The sequence below is a fragment of the Flaviflexus ciconiae genome (assembly GCF_003971195.1).
Taxonomy (GTDB): Bacteria; Actinomycetota; Actinomycetes; order Actinomycetales; family Actinomycetaceae; genus Flaviflexus; species Flaviflexus ciconiae.
In genome coordinates this window covers 1,620,273-1,635,146 of the sequence record NZ_CP034593.1, presented here as the reverse complement: position 1 = coordinate 1,635,146, position 14,874 = coordinate 1,620,273, and the positions used below count along the sequence as shown (strand labels likewise).

Annotated in this window: 14 protein-coding genes; 8 read left to right on the top strand and 6 right to left on the bottom strand. The window is 62.6% G+C overall.

The window, feature by feature from the left end; all coding sequences use genetic code 11:
• Positions 1–9: 9 nt before the first annotated feature.
• The 6 genes from rsgA to EJ997_RS07135 all read right to left on the bottom strand — a co-directional run bounded on the left by rsgA (position 10) and on the right by EJ997_RS07135 (position 5,462).
• Entirely contained in the window at positions 10–1,020 is a 1,011-nt protein-coding gene (gene rsgA / locus EJ997_RS07160) for a ribosome small subunit-dependent GTPase A (protein WP_126703947.1), read from the bottom strand.
• A complete protein-coding gene (gene aroA / locus EJ997_RS07155; protein ID WP_126703946.1) occupies positions 1,017–2,213 on the bottom strand; it encodes a 3-phosphoshikimate 1-carboxyvinyltransferase in 1,197 nt (398 codons plus the stop codon). Before aroA ends, rsgA begins: the two co-directional genes overlap by 4 nt.
• 89 nt (positions 2,214–2,302) lie before the next feature.
• Complete coding sequence (locus EJ997_RS07150) at positions 2,303–2,851, bottom strand: DoxX family protein (protein WP_126703945.1); 549 nt, start codon at positions 2,849–2,851, stop codon at positions 2,303–2,305.
• Between the two features lie 44 nt (positions 2,852–2,895).
• A complete protein-coding gene (locus EJ997_RS07145) occupies positions 2,896–3,672 on the bottom strand; it encodes a FadR/GntR family transcriptional regulator (RefSeq protein ID WP_228201418.1) in 777 nt (258 codons plus the stop codon).
• A 27-nt stretch (positions 3,673–3,699) separates the two neighbouring features.
• Entirely contained in the window at positions 3,700–4,617 is a 918-nt protein-coding gene (locus EJ997_RS07140) for an alpha/beta hydrolase fold domain-containing protein (RefSeq protein WP_126703944.1), read from the bottom strand.
• Positions 4,614–5,462 (bottom strand): alpha/beta fold hydrolase, encoded by an 849-nt coding sequence (locus EJ997_RS07135; RefSeq protein ID WP_126703943.1) that lies wholly within the window; start codon positions 5,460–5,462, stop codon positions 4,614–4,616. The genes EJ997_RS07140 and EJ997_RS07135 overlap by 4 nt, the downstream gene beginning before the upstream one ends.
• 229 nt (positions 5,463–5,691) lie before the next feature.
• Here EJ997_RS07135 and EJ997_RS07130 point away from each other — a divergent pair, with 229 nt between their 5' ends.
• The 8 genes from EJ997_RS07130 (at position 5,692) to EJ997_RS07095 (ending at position 14,557) form a co-directional block, all read left to right on the top strand.
• Positions 5,692–7,299, top strand: a complete 1,608-nt coding sequence (locus EJ997_RS07130) for an ABC transporter substrate-binding protein (protein ID WP_126703942.1) — start codon at positions 5,692–5,694, stop codon at positions 7,297–7,299.
• Positions 7,300–7,432: 133 nt separating this feature from the next.
• The gene (locus EJ997_RS07125) at positions 7,433–8,383 is read left to right on the top strand and encodes an ABC transporter permease (protein WP_126703941.1); all 951 of its coding nucleotides are present in this window, start codon (positions 7,433–7,435) and stop codon (positions 8,381–8,383) included.
• Between the two features lie 3 nt (positions 8,384–8,386).
• On the top strand, positions 8,387–10,507 hold the full coding sequence (locus EJ997_RS07120; protein WP_126703940.1) for a dipeptide/oligopeptide/nickel ABC transporter permease/ATP-binding protein: 2,121 nt from the start codon (positions 8,387–8,389) through the stop codon (positions 10,505–10,507).
• A complete protein-coding gene (locus tag EJ997_RS07115) occupies positions 10,507–11,313 on the top strand; it encodes an ABC transporter ATP-binding protein (protein ID WP_126703939.1) in 807 nt (268 codons plus the stop codon). The genes EJ997_RS07120 and EJ997_RS07115 overlap by 1 nt, the downstream gene beginning before the upstream one ends.
• A 10-nt stretch (positions 11,314–11,323) precedes the next feature.
• The gene (locus tag EJ997_RS07110; protein WP_126703938.1) at positions 11,324–12,250 is read left to right on the top strand and encodes a dihydrodipicolinate synthase family protein; all 927 of its coding nucleotides are present in this window, start codon (positions 11,324–11,326) and stop codon (positions 12,248–12,250) included.
• Entirely contained in the window at positions 12,247–13,131 is an 885-nt protein-coding gene (locus EJ997_RS07105; protein ID WP_228201417.1) for an ROK family protein, read from the top strand. The genes EJ997_RS07110 and EJ997_RS07105 overlap by 4 nt, the downstream gene beginning before the upstream one ends.
• Complete coding sequence (locus EJ997_RS07100) at positions 13,124–13,795, top strand: N-acetylmannosamine-6-phosphate 2-epimerase (RefSeq protein ID WP_126703937.1); 672 nt, start codon at positions 13,124–13,126, stop codon at positions 13,793–13,795. The genes EJ997_RS07105 and EJ997_RS07100 overlap by 8 nt, the downstream gene beginning before the upstream one ends.
• A gap of 3 nt (positions 13,796–13,798) precedes the next feature.
• Positions 13,799–14,557, top strand: coding sequence for a glucosamine-6-phosphate deaminase (locus EJ997_RS07095; protein ID WP_126703936.1), 759 nt, complete (start codon positions 13,799–13,801; stop codon positions 14,555–14,557).
• Positions 14,558–14,874 lie beyond the last annotated feature (317 nt).

The following is a 14,874-nucleotide window of genomic DNA, read 5'->3' as shown; positions in this document are numbered from 1 at the left end:
ATCGCGGACTCAGAATTGTTCGGCGTTATGGCGGGCCTCGAGAAGCCGCCTGTACGACTCGACGCGTTCCGCGGTTTGCTCCGTTGCGCTGTCGAGGCCGCACTCGGGTTCCGTCTCCGCGTGCGTACATCCCCTCGGGCATTCCTCAGCCAACGGAATGAGGTCGGGGAATGCTTCGAGAAGCATGTCGGGATCCACGTGGGCGAGCCCGAAGGAGCGGACACCGGGGGTGTCGATGATGACGCCACCGTCGGCAAGGTCAAAGGCGATTGCTGACGAGGATGTGTGCCTTCCCCTCCCGGTCACTTCGTTGACCGATCCGGTGGCCCGCTCGGCGTCGGGTACCAGGGCGTTGATGAGGGTGGACTTGCCGACGCCCGAATGGCCAACGAGGACGGAGATGCTGCCGGCTACTTCGCTGGCAACGACGTCAACCCCGTCGGTCTGGCCCATTTCCTCATTGATCCATGTGGACAGAACTCTCATCTCCAAGTTCCGGTAGTGATCAAGGAGGGGAGTGGGGTCGGCAAGATCTGACTTCGTGAGGACGAGAATTGGTTCCATGCCGCCGTCGTATGCGGCAACGAGGCAACGGTCAATCATGCCGGTGCGCGGCTCTGGCTGGGCGAGTGCGGTAATGATGAGGAGCTTGTCGGCGTTGGCGACAATGACCCGCTCATTCCCGGCGGCCTCGCCCTCTTCCGCGGTTCTGCGCAGTGTTGAGGTACGCTCGAGGACCTTAACAATCCGTGCCAGGGTGTCCTTGCGGCCGCTGGTGTCCCCGACAACGGCGACCCGGTCGCCGACGGCGATGGCGCCGCGGCCGAGTTCTCGTGCCTTGACGGAGACAACGGCGGTTCCCGACTCGTCGAGGATGAGATGGTAGCGGCCGCGATCCACGCGGTAGACCCGCGCCGTAAGCGCGTCATCGTAGTCGGGACGAATCTTTGTCCGGGGACGGGAACCGCGCCTGTTCGGGCGGATCCGGACCCGGGGATCGTCCGTTCCCGTGTCCCTCATGTGACCAGGTTTGTCCACATGCCGGGGAAGTCCGGCATTGTCTTCGACGTGCAACCAATGTCGAGAACGGAGACGCCCTCGACGGCAAGGCCGAGGATAGCCCCGAATGTTGCCATCCGGTGGTCCTCGTATGAGTCGACGACTCCGCCGTGCATCGGCTTTGGCTCGATGTAGAGTCCGTTTGCCGTTTCGACGCAGACGCCGCCGAGTTTCGTGATCTCCGTCGAGATCGCAGCGAGTCGGTCCGTTTCGTGGCCCCGCAGGTGAGCGATGCCGGAAAGGCGGGAGGGTGTTTCAGCCAGCGCGGCAAGGGCCGCCACCGTGGGCGTGAGCTCGCCTGCCTCGTGCATATCCAACTCGATGCCCTTGAGTGTTTCTGGCCCGGTGATGGTGAGCGTGCCGTCCTCGAGCTCGGAGGTCGCTCCCATCTTCTCCAGGATGGGGACGATGAGAGCGCCGGCCTGGGTTGTTTCCGCCGGCCAGCGTGGTACCGAGACGCTTCCGCCGGTTGCCGCGGCGGCCGCAAGGAACGGGCTGGCGTTCGACAGGTCGGGTTCGATGACGACGGTGCCGGGGTTGAGCGGCCCGGGAGAAACGACCCAGCTGATCGGGCCTTCGAGGTTCTCGGTGATATCCGCGCCCGCGTTCCGCAGTGCCTCCACGGTCATGGAAATGTGCGGAAGGGAGGGCACCGCGGTGCCCGCGAGCTTGATGGTGAGGCCGCCCGGGAGCCGTGGTGCCAGAAGTAGCATGGCGCTGATGAACTGGGAGGAGCCGGATGCGTCAACCGTGACTTCGTTGCCCGACACGGGACCGGAGACCGTGAGGGGGAGGGTGCGGCCGCCGGGGCCGTTCCCTGCCGTGATGGTTGCTCCGAGCTGGTCAAGCGCATCGAGCAACGGCTCGATGGGGCGCGCGTACATAGCCTTATCGCCGTCGAAGCTGACGGGACCGTCGGCCAGGACGCCCACGGCCGCGAGAAAACGGAAGACGGTTCCCGCGAGGCCAACCTCAACGTGTGCGCTTTTCAGCGGCGCCGGGGTGATGTCGAGGGTGTCTCCGTCGCCGTCGATCTGTACCCCCATGTTTTTCAGGGCCTCGATCATGAGGTCCGTGTCGCGGGAGCGCAAAGCGCCTTCGAGGCGCGAGGGGGAGTCGGCAAGGGCCGAGACAACAAGCTGTCGGGCGGTCATTGACTTCGAGCCCGGGACAGCAACGAGCCCGTGAACCGGTGATCCCGTGAAGGGGGCCGGCCACGGGTCGAGGTGGGAAGAATCTGAGGTCAGGACTTTGCCTTCTCCTTGGTCTTGGCGATCTTTTCTTCCAGTTTAGCCTTTTGCTCATCGAGGCGGTCCTCGTAGCTGTCGGCCAGCGCGTTGAGGTCATCCTTGTGGCTGCGGTGATTTTCAAGCTTCCAACCGAGCGAGGGCTTGCCGCGGCGGTCGCCAGCGACGGCAAGGGCGCCGCCGATGAGGCCGAGGGAGCCGACAAGTCCGGCCATGTGCTGCTTGCGCTCTTCCCCCTCGGAGAGCCACACGGGGTTCTTAACGGCCGCGAGGCCAACTTCGGTGGCGGCGAGGGTCAGGGCAGCAACGCGGGGCTTCTTACCGATTGCCATCCCGACACCGGCAGCGATGCGGACACCGCCGACAACGCGGGTCAGAACAGAGATTGTTCCGGGGTCGAGTGGACCCACTCCGAGCTGTTCGAGGGTCGGGTTAACTCTTTCGACGGTTTCGATGTGATCTTTGGGGTTACGGACGGCGTCCACACCGGAGGCGATGAAGGGAACCGCCAGGAACGGGCGGGCAAGTGCTGTGATGATACTCATGAGTCTATTCTTTACTAGACCCGCCCAAAATTAAACCGGAAACGTCAATTCTGCTGAGAGGGGAGATTTCCGAGGGTGCGCAGAAGCGGTGCGTAGTGGGCATCAACCGCGGCTTCGTAGCCTTCAACATCTCCTGCTTCGGAAGCTAGAAGCATGTCGCGGTGGGCGCGGGCTGTGGCAATCATGGAGGTCTGGTCGCCTGCCGGCAGGTCCGGGAGCACCGCCATGTGAATGATCCACATGGCGCTCATGAGCTGCTCGACAAGCGCGTTACCAACGGACTGCATGAGTCCGCGGTGGAACGCGATGTCCTCATCCGGGAACGATTCTCCACGTTCGGCCTTTGCGATCATGACGTCGGTGATGCTGTGCAGTTCCTCGTGGCGGGTACCCTCCATGGACTCCACGATTTTGCGAGCCAGGCCCACGTCGAGGACTTCGCGGATCTCCACAACTTCCTTGAGGGAGGTGAAGTTATCGGTCCCCAGGGAAGCGCGGATAACGAGAGATTTGACGAGCGGCCGGAGACTCATGTCGGACACAAAGGTGCCGCGGCCCTGGTGGACGGCGACAATGTCGAGTGCCTGAAGCTGGCGGAATGCTTCGCGGACCGAGGAGCGGGATACGCCCAGGTCTTCGCACAGGCGGGCTTCGGTGGGAAGGGGATCGCCCGGTTTAAGCCCCTTGGAGATGATGTACTGCTCGATGACATCCATCGTCGCTTCGGCCCGGCTCGACTGGCTCAGCGTCCCTTCGCGCCGGGATTCGGGCATGAGGTGTGCGAGCTTCGCGGCTCTGTCGTATCTGTCGTTGGGAGACATGCTTTTGACCATGTGTTGGTGCCTCGTCTAGCTCTCTGTGCCGGCAGGGTCAGCGGCGCGGTTGTCTGATAAGTGGAATATATCGATAAAGTCGTGGATTGTGTTTTGAACTCGACGCCACGTCCGGGTCCCGGAGATCGACAGGGCGCTGTGGTAGGTGCCCTGCATGAGATGCAGTTCGATCTTCGCCCCCACGTCAGCGAGCGCCAGCGCCCATTCGATTCCCTCGTCTCTGAGGGGATCGACGGGGTTAACGAATACGAGAATTGGCGGGAAGTTCTCGCTCTCGACTCGGTCGATGAGGCGGGGTAGTTCGGAATGGTGTTGTCCGCCAAGGTAGCACTCCCAGGAGCGGAGCGCTTTCTCGTGGGACCACATTGGCCCGTTTGCGTAGGTTGTCATGGAACGGGTTCCGGCAAGCGGGTCGAGGGCTGGCTCTAGGCAGATGAGGCCGGCGAGGGCCCTCCCGTCGTTGTCGAGGTGCCAGGCGGCCACCGTTTCCACCAGGCCCGATCCTGCCGAGTCGCCGTATAGGAAGATGGGAAGGTCCGGGAACTGCTGAATTGCCCAGGTGAGGCCCGACAGGCAGTCCTCCGGCGGTGTGGGGAAGGGATGCTCGGGTGCGAGCCGATAGTCGGGGGAAACGACGACCGCATTGAATTCGAGTGCCATCTCTGCGTTGCGCTGGTCGTCGTACCGTGCCCGGCCCGCCGTGTATCCGCCACCGTGGATTGCGTAGATAAGGAATGTGGGCTGGTTGTCCGTTGGCCGCCAGACTCTTATCTCCATTTCTCCGGCACGACTCACGTGAAGAGCGGTTCCCGAAACGGCTACGTTTTGGTCCGCGAAGGTGTTTTCGTTCCTGGCGCGGGTGAGCGCCAGGTCCCACTCTGGGGACCAGGGTGCTTCGAGTGGCGGGCGTAGTTCGGGATGAATGAAGGTCATGGATGCTCCTCGGTCCAGCGGGCGATGACGGGATCGACCGCCTGGTGGAAGGCGGCCGGGTTGTCCCGCCTCATGGTGTGGCGTAGCCCCGGCACGAACATCGTTGTCAGCGCGGGATTGGCCAAAGAATCGATGAGACGGAGTCCGTCTCTATTCAGGAGGGTGTCGTCACCATCCGAGGACAGCACGAGCGTGGGGACGGTCAGGTCCCCGAGCCACGTCTGCCATGGTTCGATGTAGCCAACGGCGCCGGTAGCGACGAAGTCGAGATCGACGTTGAGCTTGGCTTGGAGCCAGCCGGCCAGTTCTGTCCTGGGCCAGAGGGGATAGTCCACGTCGATCGTGTCGATCGTTTCTCGTTCTCTGCCGACCATGTCGCCGATTCGCTTAGCCTCGGCCGGTCCGTTTGCTCGGTAGCGGGCGGCTTGCTCGGTGGTGAGCCAAGCCGGGTCCTCGAGGATTAGGCCGGTAAACCACTCGGGATGATCGGCTGCCGCGCGGGACAGGAGAGCGGCTCCCATCGAGTGTCCAACGGCAATTGCACGGCCGTACTTTGCTACGAGGGGAGCGATCGATTGTTCGAGCGCCAGCCGCGCCGCTTCGATCGGGTCCGCCAGGGTCTCTCCCGTGAAGGAGGGGGAATGCCCGTGCCCGAGGCTGTCGAAGGCGACAATCCGGTGGGTGGGGGAGAAGCGGTCGATCAGCTCATCGAGGGAGGCGGCACTGTCCGTTACTCCGTGGCAGAGGATAAGGAGGCGCTTGCCGTATGCTCCGGCCTCGATCCGGGCGAGTATGTCACACCTAGGCCGAACAAACATGACACCTCCCATAAATTCAACAGACAACTGATGATAGTGTAGGGCAGGACCGGTCAAACATCCACCCTTCCTTGTGCATTCGCGGAAAGGTTGGCCTTGCTTCGCGGTGATTTTCGCACGTAATTTCGGCCATTTACCCGATTGAGACACGGGAAATTAACCAAATGGCTTGCATTAGCTTGTCAGACAACGTACCTTATTGTCATCAGATCGCTGAACAGACGTCTGACGAATTCTCAACGGAGAGGAATCAGTTATGAAAAGAGCACGCGGCAAGAGCCTCGTTGCCCTGACCGCAGCACTTGCGCTTGGTCTTTCCGCCTGTGGTGGCGGGGGTGGCGACGATCCCACCGAAGATACAAACGGTTCGAACGACACATCCGACAACGGTGGCGACACCGGTGGTGACGGCGCCCCCTCGGGCGACATCACGGTTGGCGTGGCTTACGAAACCACCAACTACCACCCGTCGAACACGTCATCGGCACTCGCGATGGGCACCAACTGGCATGTTGTCGAGGGCCTGTACGAGTTCCACATGGAGGACTACACGACCTATGCTGCCCTCGCGGCCGATGAGGGGCTCGTCGAGGTGTCTGACACCGAGTACGAGGTGACTCTCCGCGATGGTGCTAAGTTCTCTGACGGCACCGACATTACGTCCGAGGATGTCGTAACCTCGTTTGAGCGTTCGACCGCCGAGGGCAACATTTACGCCACGATGCTGGACTTCATCGAGTCGGTCGAGGCGAAGGATGACCAGACGGTCACCATCACCACCAAGTACCCGTTCTCGCTCGTCAAGGAGCGTATCGCGGTCGTCAAGATCGTTCCCGCCGATGCAACGGATGAGGATCTGACCTCAATGCCGATTGGTTCGGGCCCCTGGAAGTACGAGACGATCTCGGACACCGAGGTCATCGCAGTTCCGAACGAGCACTACAACGGCGCATACCCGGCCGGTGGCGAACGCATGGTTTGGTCGGTCCTCAAGGACGACACCGCTCGCACCACCGCCGCACAGGACGGCACCATCCAGGTCATGGAGAACGTTCCCGCTGAGAACGTTGAGCTCCTCGAGAGCGCCGGCCTGACCGTCGAAGAGAAGCCCGGCTTCAACCTGCCGTTCATGCTCTTCAACACGAGCAAGGCTCCGTTCGATGACCCGCTGGTCCGCCAGGCATTCTTCTACGCGATTGACACCGAGAAGCTCGTTGCGAACGCCATGTCGGGCAAGGCTGTCCCCGCGACTTCCTTCCTGCCCGAGTCGCACCCGAACTACAACGAGGCTGAGGTCCAGTTCGACTACGACCCGGAGAAGGCGCGTGAGCTCCTTGCCGAGGCCGGAGCCGAGGATCTGTCGATCACGCTTCTGACGACCGACCACCCCTGGATCGAGAACCTTTCCCCGCAGATCCGTACCGACCTTGAGGCCGTTGGCATTACCGTCAGCGTCCAGGCCGAGGCGTCTGCATCGCTCTACTCGAACAACCTCGACGTTGATGACCCGACGTTTGACGTTGCTCTTGCCCCCGGTGACCCGTCGGTCTTTGGTCAGGACCCGGCCCTCCTCATCAACTGGTGGTTCGGTGACAACATCTGGACCACGCAGCGTTCCTTCTGGCAGGAGTCCGACATGGAGTCCTTCGAAGAGCTGCAGACCCTCGTCCTTGACGCGGTCCAGCTTTCCGGCGACGAGCAGCAGGAGAAGTGGAACGAAGCCCAGGATCTGATCTCCCGCGAGGTCCCGATCTACCCGCTGTTCCACCGCACCATGATCACCGCCTACAACGCCGATGAGCTTGAGGGAGTCGAGCCCATTGCCACGACCGGTATCGAGCTGGTCGGCGTGACCACCAAGTAGTACGCATCCGGTCGCGGTACCTACTTTCCGCGGCATACTCCATCGACATAGGAGGGGTGAGACGACCCCCGGTTGACTCGCCCCTCCTTTGTCATGCCCTCCAGAAAGCCCAGAAAAGCAAAGGCACAATGCTGTGAACAACCTTATTCGGCTCATTGGACGAAGACTCCTAGCCCTCCCGCTCATGGTGCTGGGTGTAACGCTTCTCGTCTTCTTCATCATGGCGCTCTCGCCGATCGACCCCGCATATGTGGCCTTCGGAGAAAACGCAACGCCCGAGCAGCTCGAAAACTACCGCATCGAGAACGGACTGTACGACCCGCTGATCGTCCAGTACTGGAACTATCTCGTCGGTATGGTTCAAGGCGACCTCGGCACCTACGGTGTCGGCACCGGCAACCTCGTTTCCGACAAGGTCTTTGCCGCGCTCCCCACCACTCTTGGACTCACGTTCTTCGGCCTTTTCCTCGCCGTGATCGTGGCGTTCCCCCTCGGCGTTCTCGCCGCCATCTACCGCGACAAATGGGTTGACCAGGTCATCCGCGTCGTATCGGTTGCCTGCCTCGCAACCCCGTCTTTCTGGCTTGCCATCATGCTGGTCCTCATCTTCATGGGAATCCTTCCCGTATCCGGTGCCCTGCCGGCCTTCTCCGAGGACCCTGGCGGATGGCTCCTGCGCATGCTGCTCCCGGCCCTTGCGCTCGCCGTCCCCGTCATTGGCCAGATGACCCGCGTTGTCCGTACCTCCATGGTTGAGGAACTGGACCGCGACTATGTCCGTACCGCACTCGGTGCCGGCATCCCCAAGCCCGTCGTCGTTGGCCGCAACGTCCTGCGCAACGCGCTGATCACGCCCGTCACGGTTCTTGGCCTGCGAGTCGGCTACCTCATGGGTGGCGCGGTCGTCATTGAAATTATCTTCTCGATCAACGGCATGGGACGCGTTCTTATCGACGGGATCACGAACAACTGGGTCATGGTCGTCCAGGGTGCAACCCTCGTCGTCGCCGTTGCCTTCATCATCGTGAACATCGTCGTCGACGTCCTCTATGTCCTCATCAATCCCCGGATTAGGGCGGTGTAACCCATGCGTAAAAACCTGACGAATAAGCTGTCGAAGCCCGGCATCAAGCTGCGCGGCTTCTCCCGGATGAACTGGGGATCGCGCATTGCGATCATTGTCCTCATCCTCGTTGCGCTGAGCGCGATATTTGCGCCCTTGCTGGCCCCGCACCCGCCGGAAGAAGTCTTCTACAAGGCACAGCCGCCGAGTGCCGAGCATCTCTTCGGAACCGACCACGTGGGCCGTGACGTCCTGTCCCGCCTGCTCTACGGTGGCCGCGCCTCCCTTCTCGTTGGCCTGTTCTCCACCCTGGTAGCTCTGCTCGCCGGTGCAATTATCGGTTCGATTGCCGCCGTTGTCCGCAAGTGGCTGTCCGAGGTCATCATGAGGGTCATGGACGTCATCATGTCCATCCCCGGCATCGCCCTCGTCGCCGTTACCGTCGTTGTCTTCCAGGACCCGGCGCACCCGGAGCGCCTGACCTACGTCATCGTTGCCGCCATTGCCTTCGTTTACACCCCGCAGCTCACCCGTATCGTTCGCGCGAACGTCATGAGCGCCTACGGTGAGGACTACGTCAACGCGGTTGTCGTTTCCGGTGCACGTGCACCTTGGATCCTGATCCGCCACGTCGTCCGCAACACCGCGGCCCCGGTCCTCGTGTTCGCAACCGTCCTCGTTGCCGATGCGATCATCCTCGAAGCGTCCCTTACCTTCATTGGTGCCGGGCTTCAGGAAACAATGGTTCCCACGTGGGGTAACGTCCTCTCGGCCGCACAGCCCGGTGTTCTCCGTGGCGAGTGGTGGCAGGCCCTCTTCCCGGGCATCGCCATCATGATCACGGTCCTCTGCCTCAACATCCTGTCCGAGGGCATCACCGATGCCATGGTTGCCGCCCCCAAGGGCGCCATCCAGGACAAGCCCCGCTCCGATGTTGAGCGCGAAGCAGACCGCCTCCTCATCGACCCCGTCGCAGCCCACGAAGCGCAGAAGGATTCCCTCCAGGCCCGACTGGATGCCCTCCATGCTGTCGAGGCCGACCGATCCGACCGCTTCATCAAGAAGGCCGAAGGTCAGCCGCTCCTCGAGGTGAAGAACCTGTCGATCAGGTTCCCGCGCCACGGCGACGTCGCCGTTGTCGACAACGTGTCCTTCACCGTCCACTCGGGCGAAACCATGGGTCTTGTTGGTGAATCCGGCTGTGGTAAGTCGATCACCGCGCTGACGATCATGGGCCTGATAGATGAACGGGCTCAGCTGTCGGGCGAGATCCTCTACCAGGGCCGCGACCTGCTTGCCATGCCGGCGAAGGAACGTCAGTCGCTGCTCGGCCACGAGCTTGCCATGATCTACCAGGACGCCCTGTCGTCCCTCAACCCGGCGATGCTGATCTCCGCTCAGATGAAGCAGATGACGAAGCGCGGCGGCACCCGCACGGCGGAGGAACTTCTCGAGCTTGTGGGCCTCGACCCGAAGCGCACCCTCGAGTCGTACCCCCACGAACTGTCCGGTGGCCAGCGCCAGCGCGTCCTCATCGCCATGGCACTGACCCGCGACCCGAAGCTCATCATTGCGGACGAGCCGACCACTGCCCTGGACGTCACCGTCCAGAAGCAGGTCATCGAGTTGCTGAACGAGCTTCGCAACAAGCTTGGCTTCGCCATGGTGTTCGTGTCGCATGACCTGGCACTCGTTGCCGAGGTGGCGCACTCGATCACGGTCATGTACGCCGGCCAGGTTGTTGAGCAGGCCCCGACTTCGGAGCTTCTCACGAACCCGATCCACGAGTACACCCGCGGACTCCTCGGTTCCGTCCTCTCGATCGAATCCGGCAAGGGCCGCCTCCACCAGGTGCCCGGTACGGTTCCGTCCCCGAAGGACTTCCCGGCGGGCGACCGCTTCGCACCCCGTTCCTCCCACCCGGACGTTGGCTTGGACATCAAGCCGGTCCGCACCCAGGTGCCCGGAACGGACCACTACTACGCCGCACTTCCGGAAGGCGCGAAGCACGCAGCCGCCGCAACCGCCGTTCTCGAACGCGAGGATGGAAAGGACCAGTCGATGCTCGCGGAGGAAGCCATGAGGCCCGCCGCCTACGGCACTGATGACGAGCGTAGGGACGAGCTAGGAGAAGGTGAAAAGTAATGCCTGAGCAGAACCCCATCATTGAGCTCAAGGACGTGCACGTCACGTTCAAGACCCGCACCGGTTCCCTGTTCAATCCGAACAAGGTCCACGCCGTCGCAGGTGTTGACATGTCGGTCGTGTCCGGCCAGACCCTCGGTATTGTCGGCGAGTCCGGCTGTGGCAAGTCCACAACGGCGAACGTCATGTGCGGCCTCCAGCTGCCCACCGCGGGAAGCGTGTTCTTCAAGGGCGAGGAGGTGACGAAGCGGTCCGCCGCCCAGCGCCGCAGGATTGGCCGCGTCGTCTCCGTTGTCTTCCAGGACCCCGCCACAGCACTGAACGCACGCATGGTCGTCAAGGAACAGCTCATTGACCCGCTCCGCGTCCACAAGGTCGGAACGAAGGGAGATCGGGAGGCAAGGGTCCGTGACCTGATCTCCATGGTTGGCCTGCCCGACTCCGTCATGGATGCTCTTCCGGGCCAGCTGTCCGGCGGTCAGCGTCAGCGCGTCGCTATCGCCCGCGCCCTCGCCATCAAACCCGATGCGATCATCGCGGACGAACCGACGTCGGCTCTCGACGTCTCCGTCCGTGCCCAGATCCTCAACCTGCTGGCGGACCTTAAGGCCGAGCTGGGCCTCGGCATGGTCTTCATTTCGCACGACATCCAAACCGTCCGATACATCTCCGACCGCATTGCGGTCATGAATGCCGGCAAGGTCGTCGAAGAAGGCCCAGCCTCCGACGTTCTCGCCAACCCGCAACACTCCTACACCAAGACCCTTCTCGGCGCAGCGCCCTCCCTGCTGCACCCCGCTTCCTAAGGAAAGTGACATGTCATCTACCATCACCGGTGTCGTACCTCCGGTTATCACACCCCTCACCGAGGACCGTCGCTACGATGAGGCGTCTTCGGAGCGCAACATCAACCGGATGCTCGAAGCGGGCGTGCACGGCCTGTTCATTCTTGGCTCCTCGGGTGAAGCAGCCTTCACCGCCGATGCGGAACGCGAGCAGATCCTCGAATCCGCTATCCGCATCACCGCCGGCCGCGTCCCGGTCCTCGCGGGTGTTATCGACACCCAGTACGCCCGCGTCCTCCAGCACGTCCGCGTAGCAGAGAAGCTCGGAGCCGACGCGATCGTCGCAACCGCACCGTTCTACGCGCTTGGTGGCGTCGACCAGGTCGAGGAGCACTTCCGCGCGCTGCGCAGGGCAACTGACCTGCCGATCTTTGCGTACGACATCCCGGTCTGCGTCAACGGCGTCAAGCTGCCCCCGGCACTGCTTCTCCGCCTTGCCGAAGACGGCGTGATCCAAGGGGTCAAGGACTCCTCCGGTGACGACGTGTCCTTCCGTGCCCTCACGCTCGCAAACCGCAAGGCCACGAACAAGATGTCGCTGCTCACCGGCCACGAGGTGGTTGTCGACGGCGCGTACATGTCCGGTGCGGACGGCTCTGTCCCGGGTCTCGGCAACGTCGACCCGGCCGGCTATGTGCGGCAGTGGAATGCCTACCAGGCGGGCGACTGGAACGCGGTACGCGCCGAACAGGATCGTCTCGCCGACCTCATGACCATCGTTGGGGCAGCCCAGAACCTCGTCGGCTACGGCGCGGGCGTGGGCGCATTCAAGACGGCACTGAATCTGCTCGGTGTTATCGAGACGAACCAGATGCCGGAGCCTGTTCGCAGGCTCGCGGGGGCCGAGATCGATGCCGTTGCGGAGATCCTCGACCGGAACGGACTGCAAGCATCATGAGCACTCTGTCGATCGATATCGGCGGAACAAAGATCCGGGCGGGGCTTGTCGACGGCGGAGCCGTCACTGAAATGCAGTCTATTGAGACGGCACCCGGCCCCGGTGAAGACGAGATCATGCCGGCCATCATCCGGCTCGCGCAGAGCTACGACGGCGTCACGGATGTCGCCGTGGCCTCTGCCGGAGTCATTGTCGACGGTGTCGTCACCTCGGCAACCGACCTCATCCCGAACTGGGCGGGAACCAACATAGCCGCCGAGCTCGGCACCGCCCTTGATGTGCCCGTTACGGCCCTCGGGGACGTGCACGCCCACGGCGTGGGAGAGGCCACCTACGGGGTTGCCAAAGGCTACCCATCGTCCCTCACGGTCGCGGTAGGCACCGGCATCGGTGGGGCCTTCGTCGTGGACGGCAAGCCCATGATCGGTGAGCACGGAGTGGCTGGCCACGTTGGCCACATCAGCCACGGCGCAGCCGCAAACATTGAATGCTCGTGCGGCCGCTTCGGCCACATTGAGGCCATTGCCTCGGGCAGCGGCATGGCGGCGGCCTATGAGCGGGCAACCGGCGAACATCGGTCCGGTCCGGAAATGGACCAGGAGGCCATCGATAGGAAGAGCCCGGCCCTCAAGGTCCTGCATGACGGCGGATTTGCCCTCGGTGAAGTCATCGGCTCGCTGACGAACGCCCTTGATCCTGGGATCATTGTTGTCACGGGATCCGTGAGTCGAGCGGTAGATCCATGGTGGCAGGCTCTGCGCTGTGGCTTCGCCGCCGCCATCATGGACCCCGTGAACAAGACGCCGCTGGTGAAAGGTGAGCTCGGTGATGAAGCTCCCCTGATTGGTGCGGCAGCCTACGCGAAGGTCAAGAATGCTTGAATCAATGAAGAACCGTCTGGTCGTCTCCGTCCAGGCATATCCGGGCGAGCCGATGAGGGATCCGCGCACCATGGCACAGATCGCTTTGGCCGCCGAACTCGGCGGCGCAGCAGCTATCCGCTGCCAGGGGCTTGCCGACATCTCCGCCATCAAAGGCCAGGTATCGGTCCCCATTATCGGCCTGTGGAAAGAGGGCTCCGAGGGTGTGTACATCACCCCGACCCTCCGCCACGCCCGTGCATGCTCGATGGCGGGGGCTGATATCGTCGCCATCGACGCCACCCGCCGGCCCCGCCCCGACGGTAGGACATACGCGGAAACCGTTGCTGCCCTGCACGATGAAGGCATTGTGGTCATGGCGGATTGCGGCTCGATTGGCGATGCCGAGATGGCCTACGAGGCCGGCTCCGACATTCTCTCCACAACCCTGTCCGGGTACACGGGTGAGAGGGAAAAGACAGCGGGACCTGACCTGGAATTGCTCCGTCAGATGGTCGAGCAGTTCGATCGACCGGTACTGTGTGAGGGCCGGGTCCACACTCCCGACCAGGCTCGCTCCGCGCTCGATGCCGGTGCGTGGTCGGTGGTTGTCGGCACGGGAATCACCCACCCAACATCGATCACATCCTGGTTTGTCCAGGCACTGGAAACTGGCAAGGAGTAGTACATGCGGATCATTATTCGCGAGAACGCCGAGGAGCTGTCGAAGATCGCAGCTCAGCAAATCATCGACGGTTATACGCCCGGCATGAGGCTTGGCGTCGCAACGGGCTCAACGCCCCTCGGGCTGTACAAGGCCCTGCGGGAAGCTCACGCCGCGGGAGACTTCTCCATGGCGGGAAGCTCGGCGTGGGCGCTCGACGAATACGTTGGCATCCCCGCAGATCATCCCGAACGCTACTTCAACGTGCTCCACACCGAACTTGTTAAAGATGGGGGAGTGGGCCTCTTCGAAGCAGACCTCCACACGCCCGACGGTGGAGCCGAAGACCCGAAGGTAGCCGCCAAGGAATACGATGCGGCAATCGCCCCCGGCGTTGACATTCAGATTCTCGGACTCGGTCGCAACGGCCACATCGGCTTCAACGAACCGGGCGGTGGTCTCGCCTCCAGGACCCACGTGGATGTCCTGACCGCCTCCACCCGCGAGGCTAACGCTCGCTTCTTCGACAACGATATGGATCGTGTCCCGACCTTCTGCGTCACCCAGGGGCTCGGCACCATCATGTCGGCAAAGAAGATCGTGCTCCTGGCCTTCGGGACCGATAAGGCGGAAGCAGTCGAGCAACTCATCGAAGGCGCGGTCAGCCAACTCTGGCCCGCCACCGTGTTGCAGCACCACGTTGATGTCACCGTCTACATCGACGAGGCGGCCGCCTCCCGCCTCGAACTGCTCGACTACTACCGTACGCTCGAACAGCTCTAAGGAGACCGCGGGCCGACACGATCACTCCGTGCGTGCCGGCCCGCCTCTCCCGAAATACCAAACACCAAAGATCACAACCGGCCACGAAGTCAGAACAGGCTGCAAGACCTGAGCTGGCCAACAAATTGAAACAGGTCAACGAATCTAAACAGACCACCACAGCTGAACGGGAAACGCAAAGATGCGGACAGAGAGCTATTCATGACGAGTGAATAGCTCGAAGGCGGACCAGAGACGCTGGCTTATCAGCTGGGCAGAGGCCGCAAGGCCAGCCGAACAGTGGCCACCCGGTCACGGGAATAGTGGCCACCAGGCCA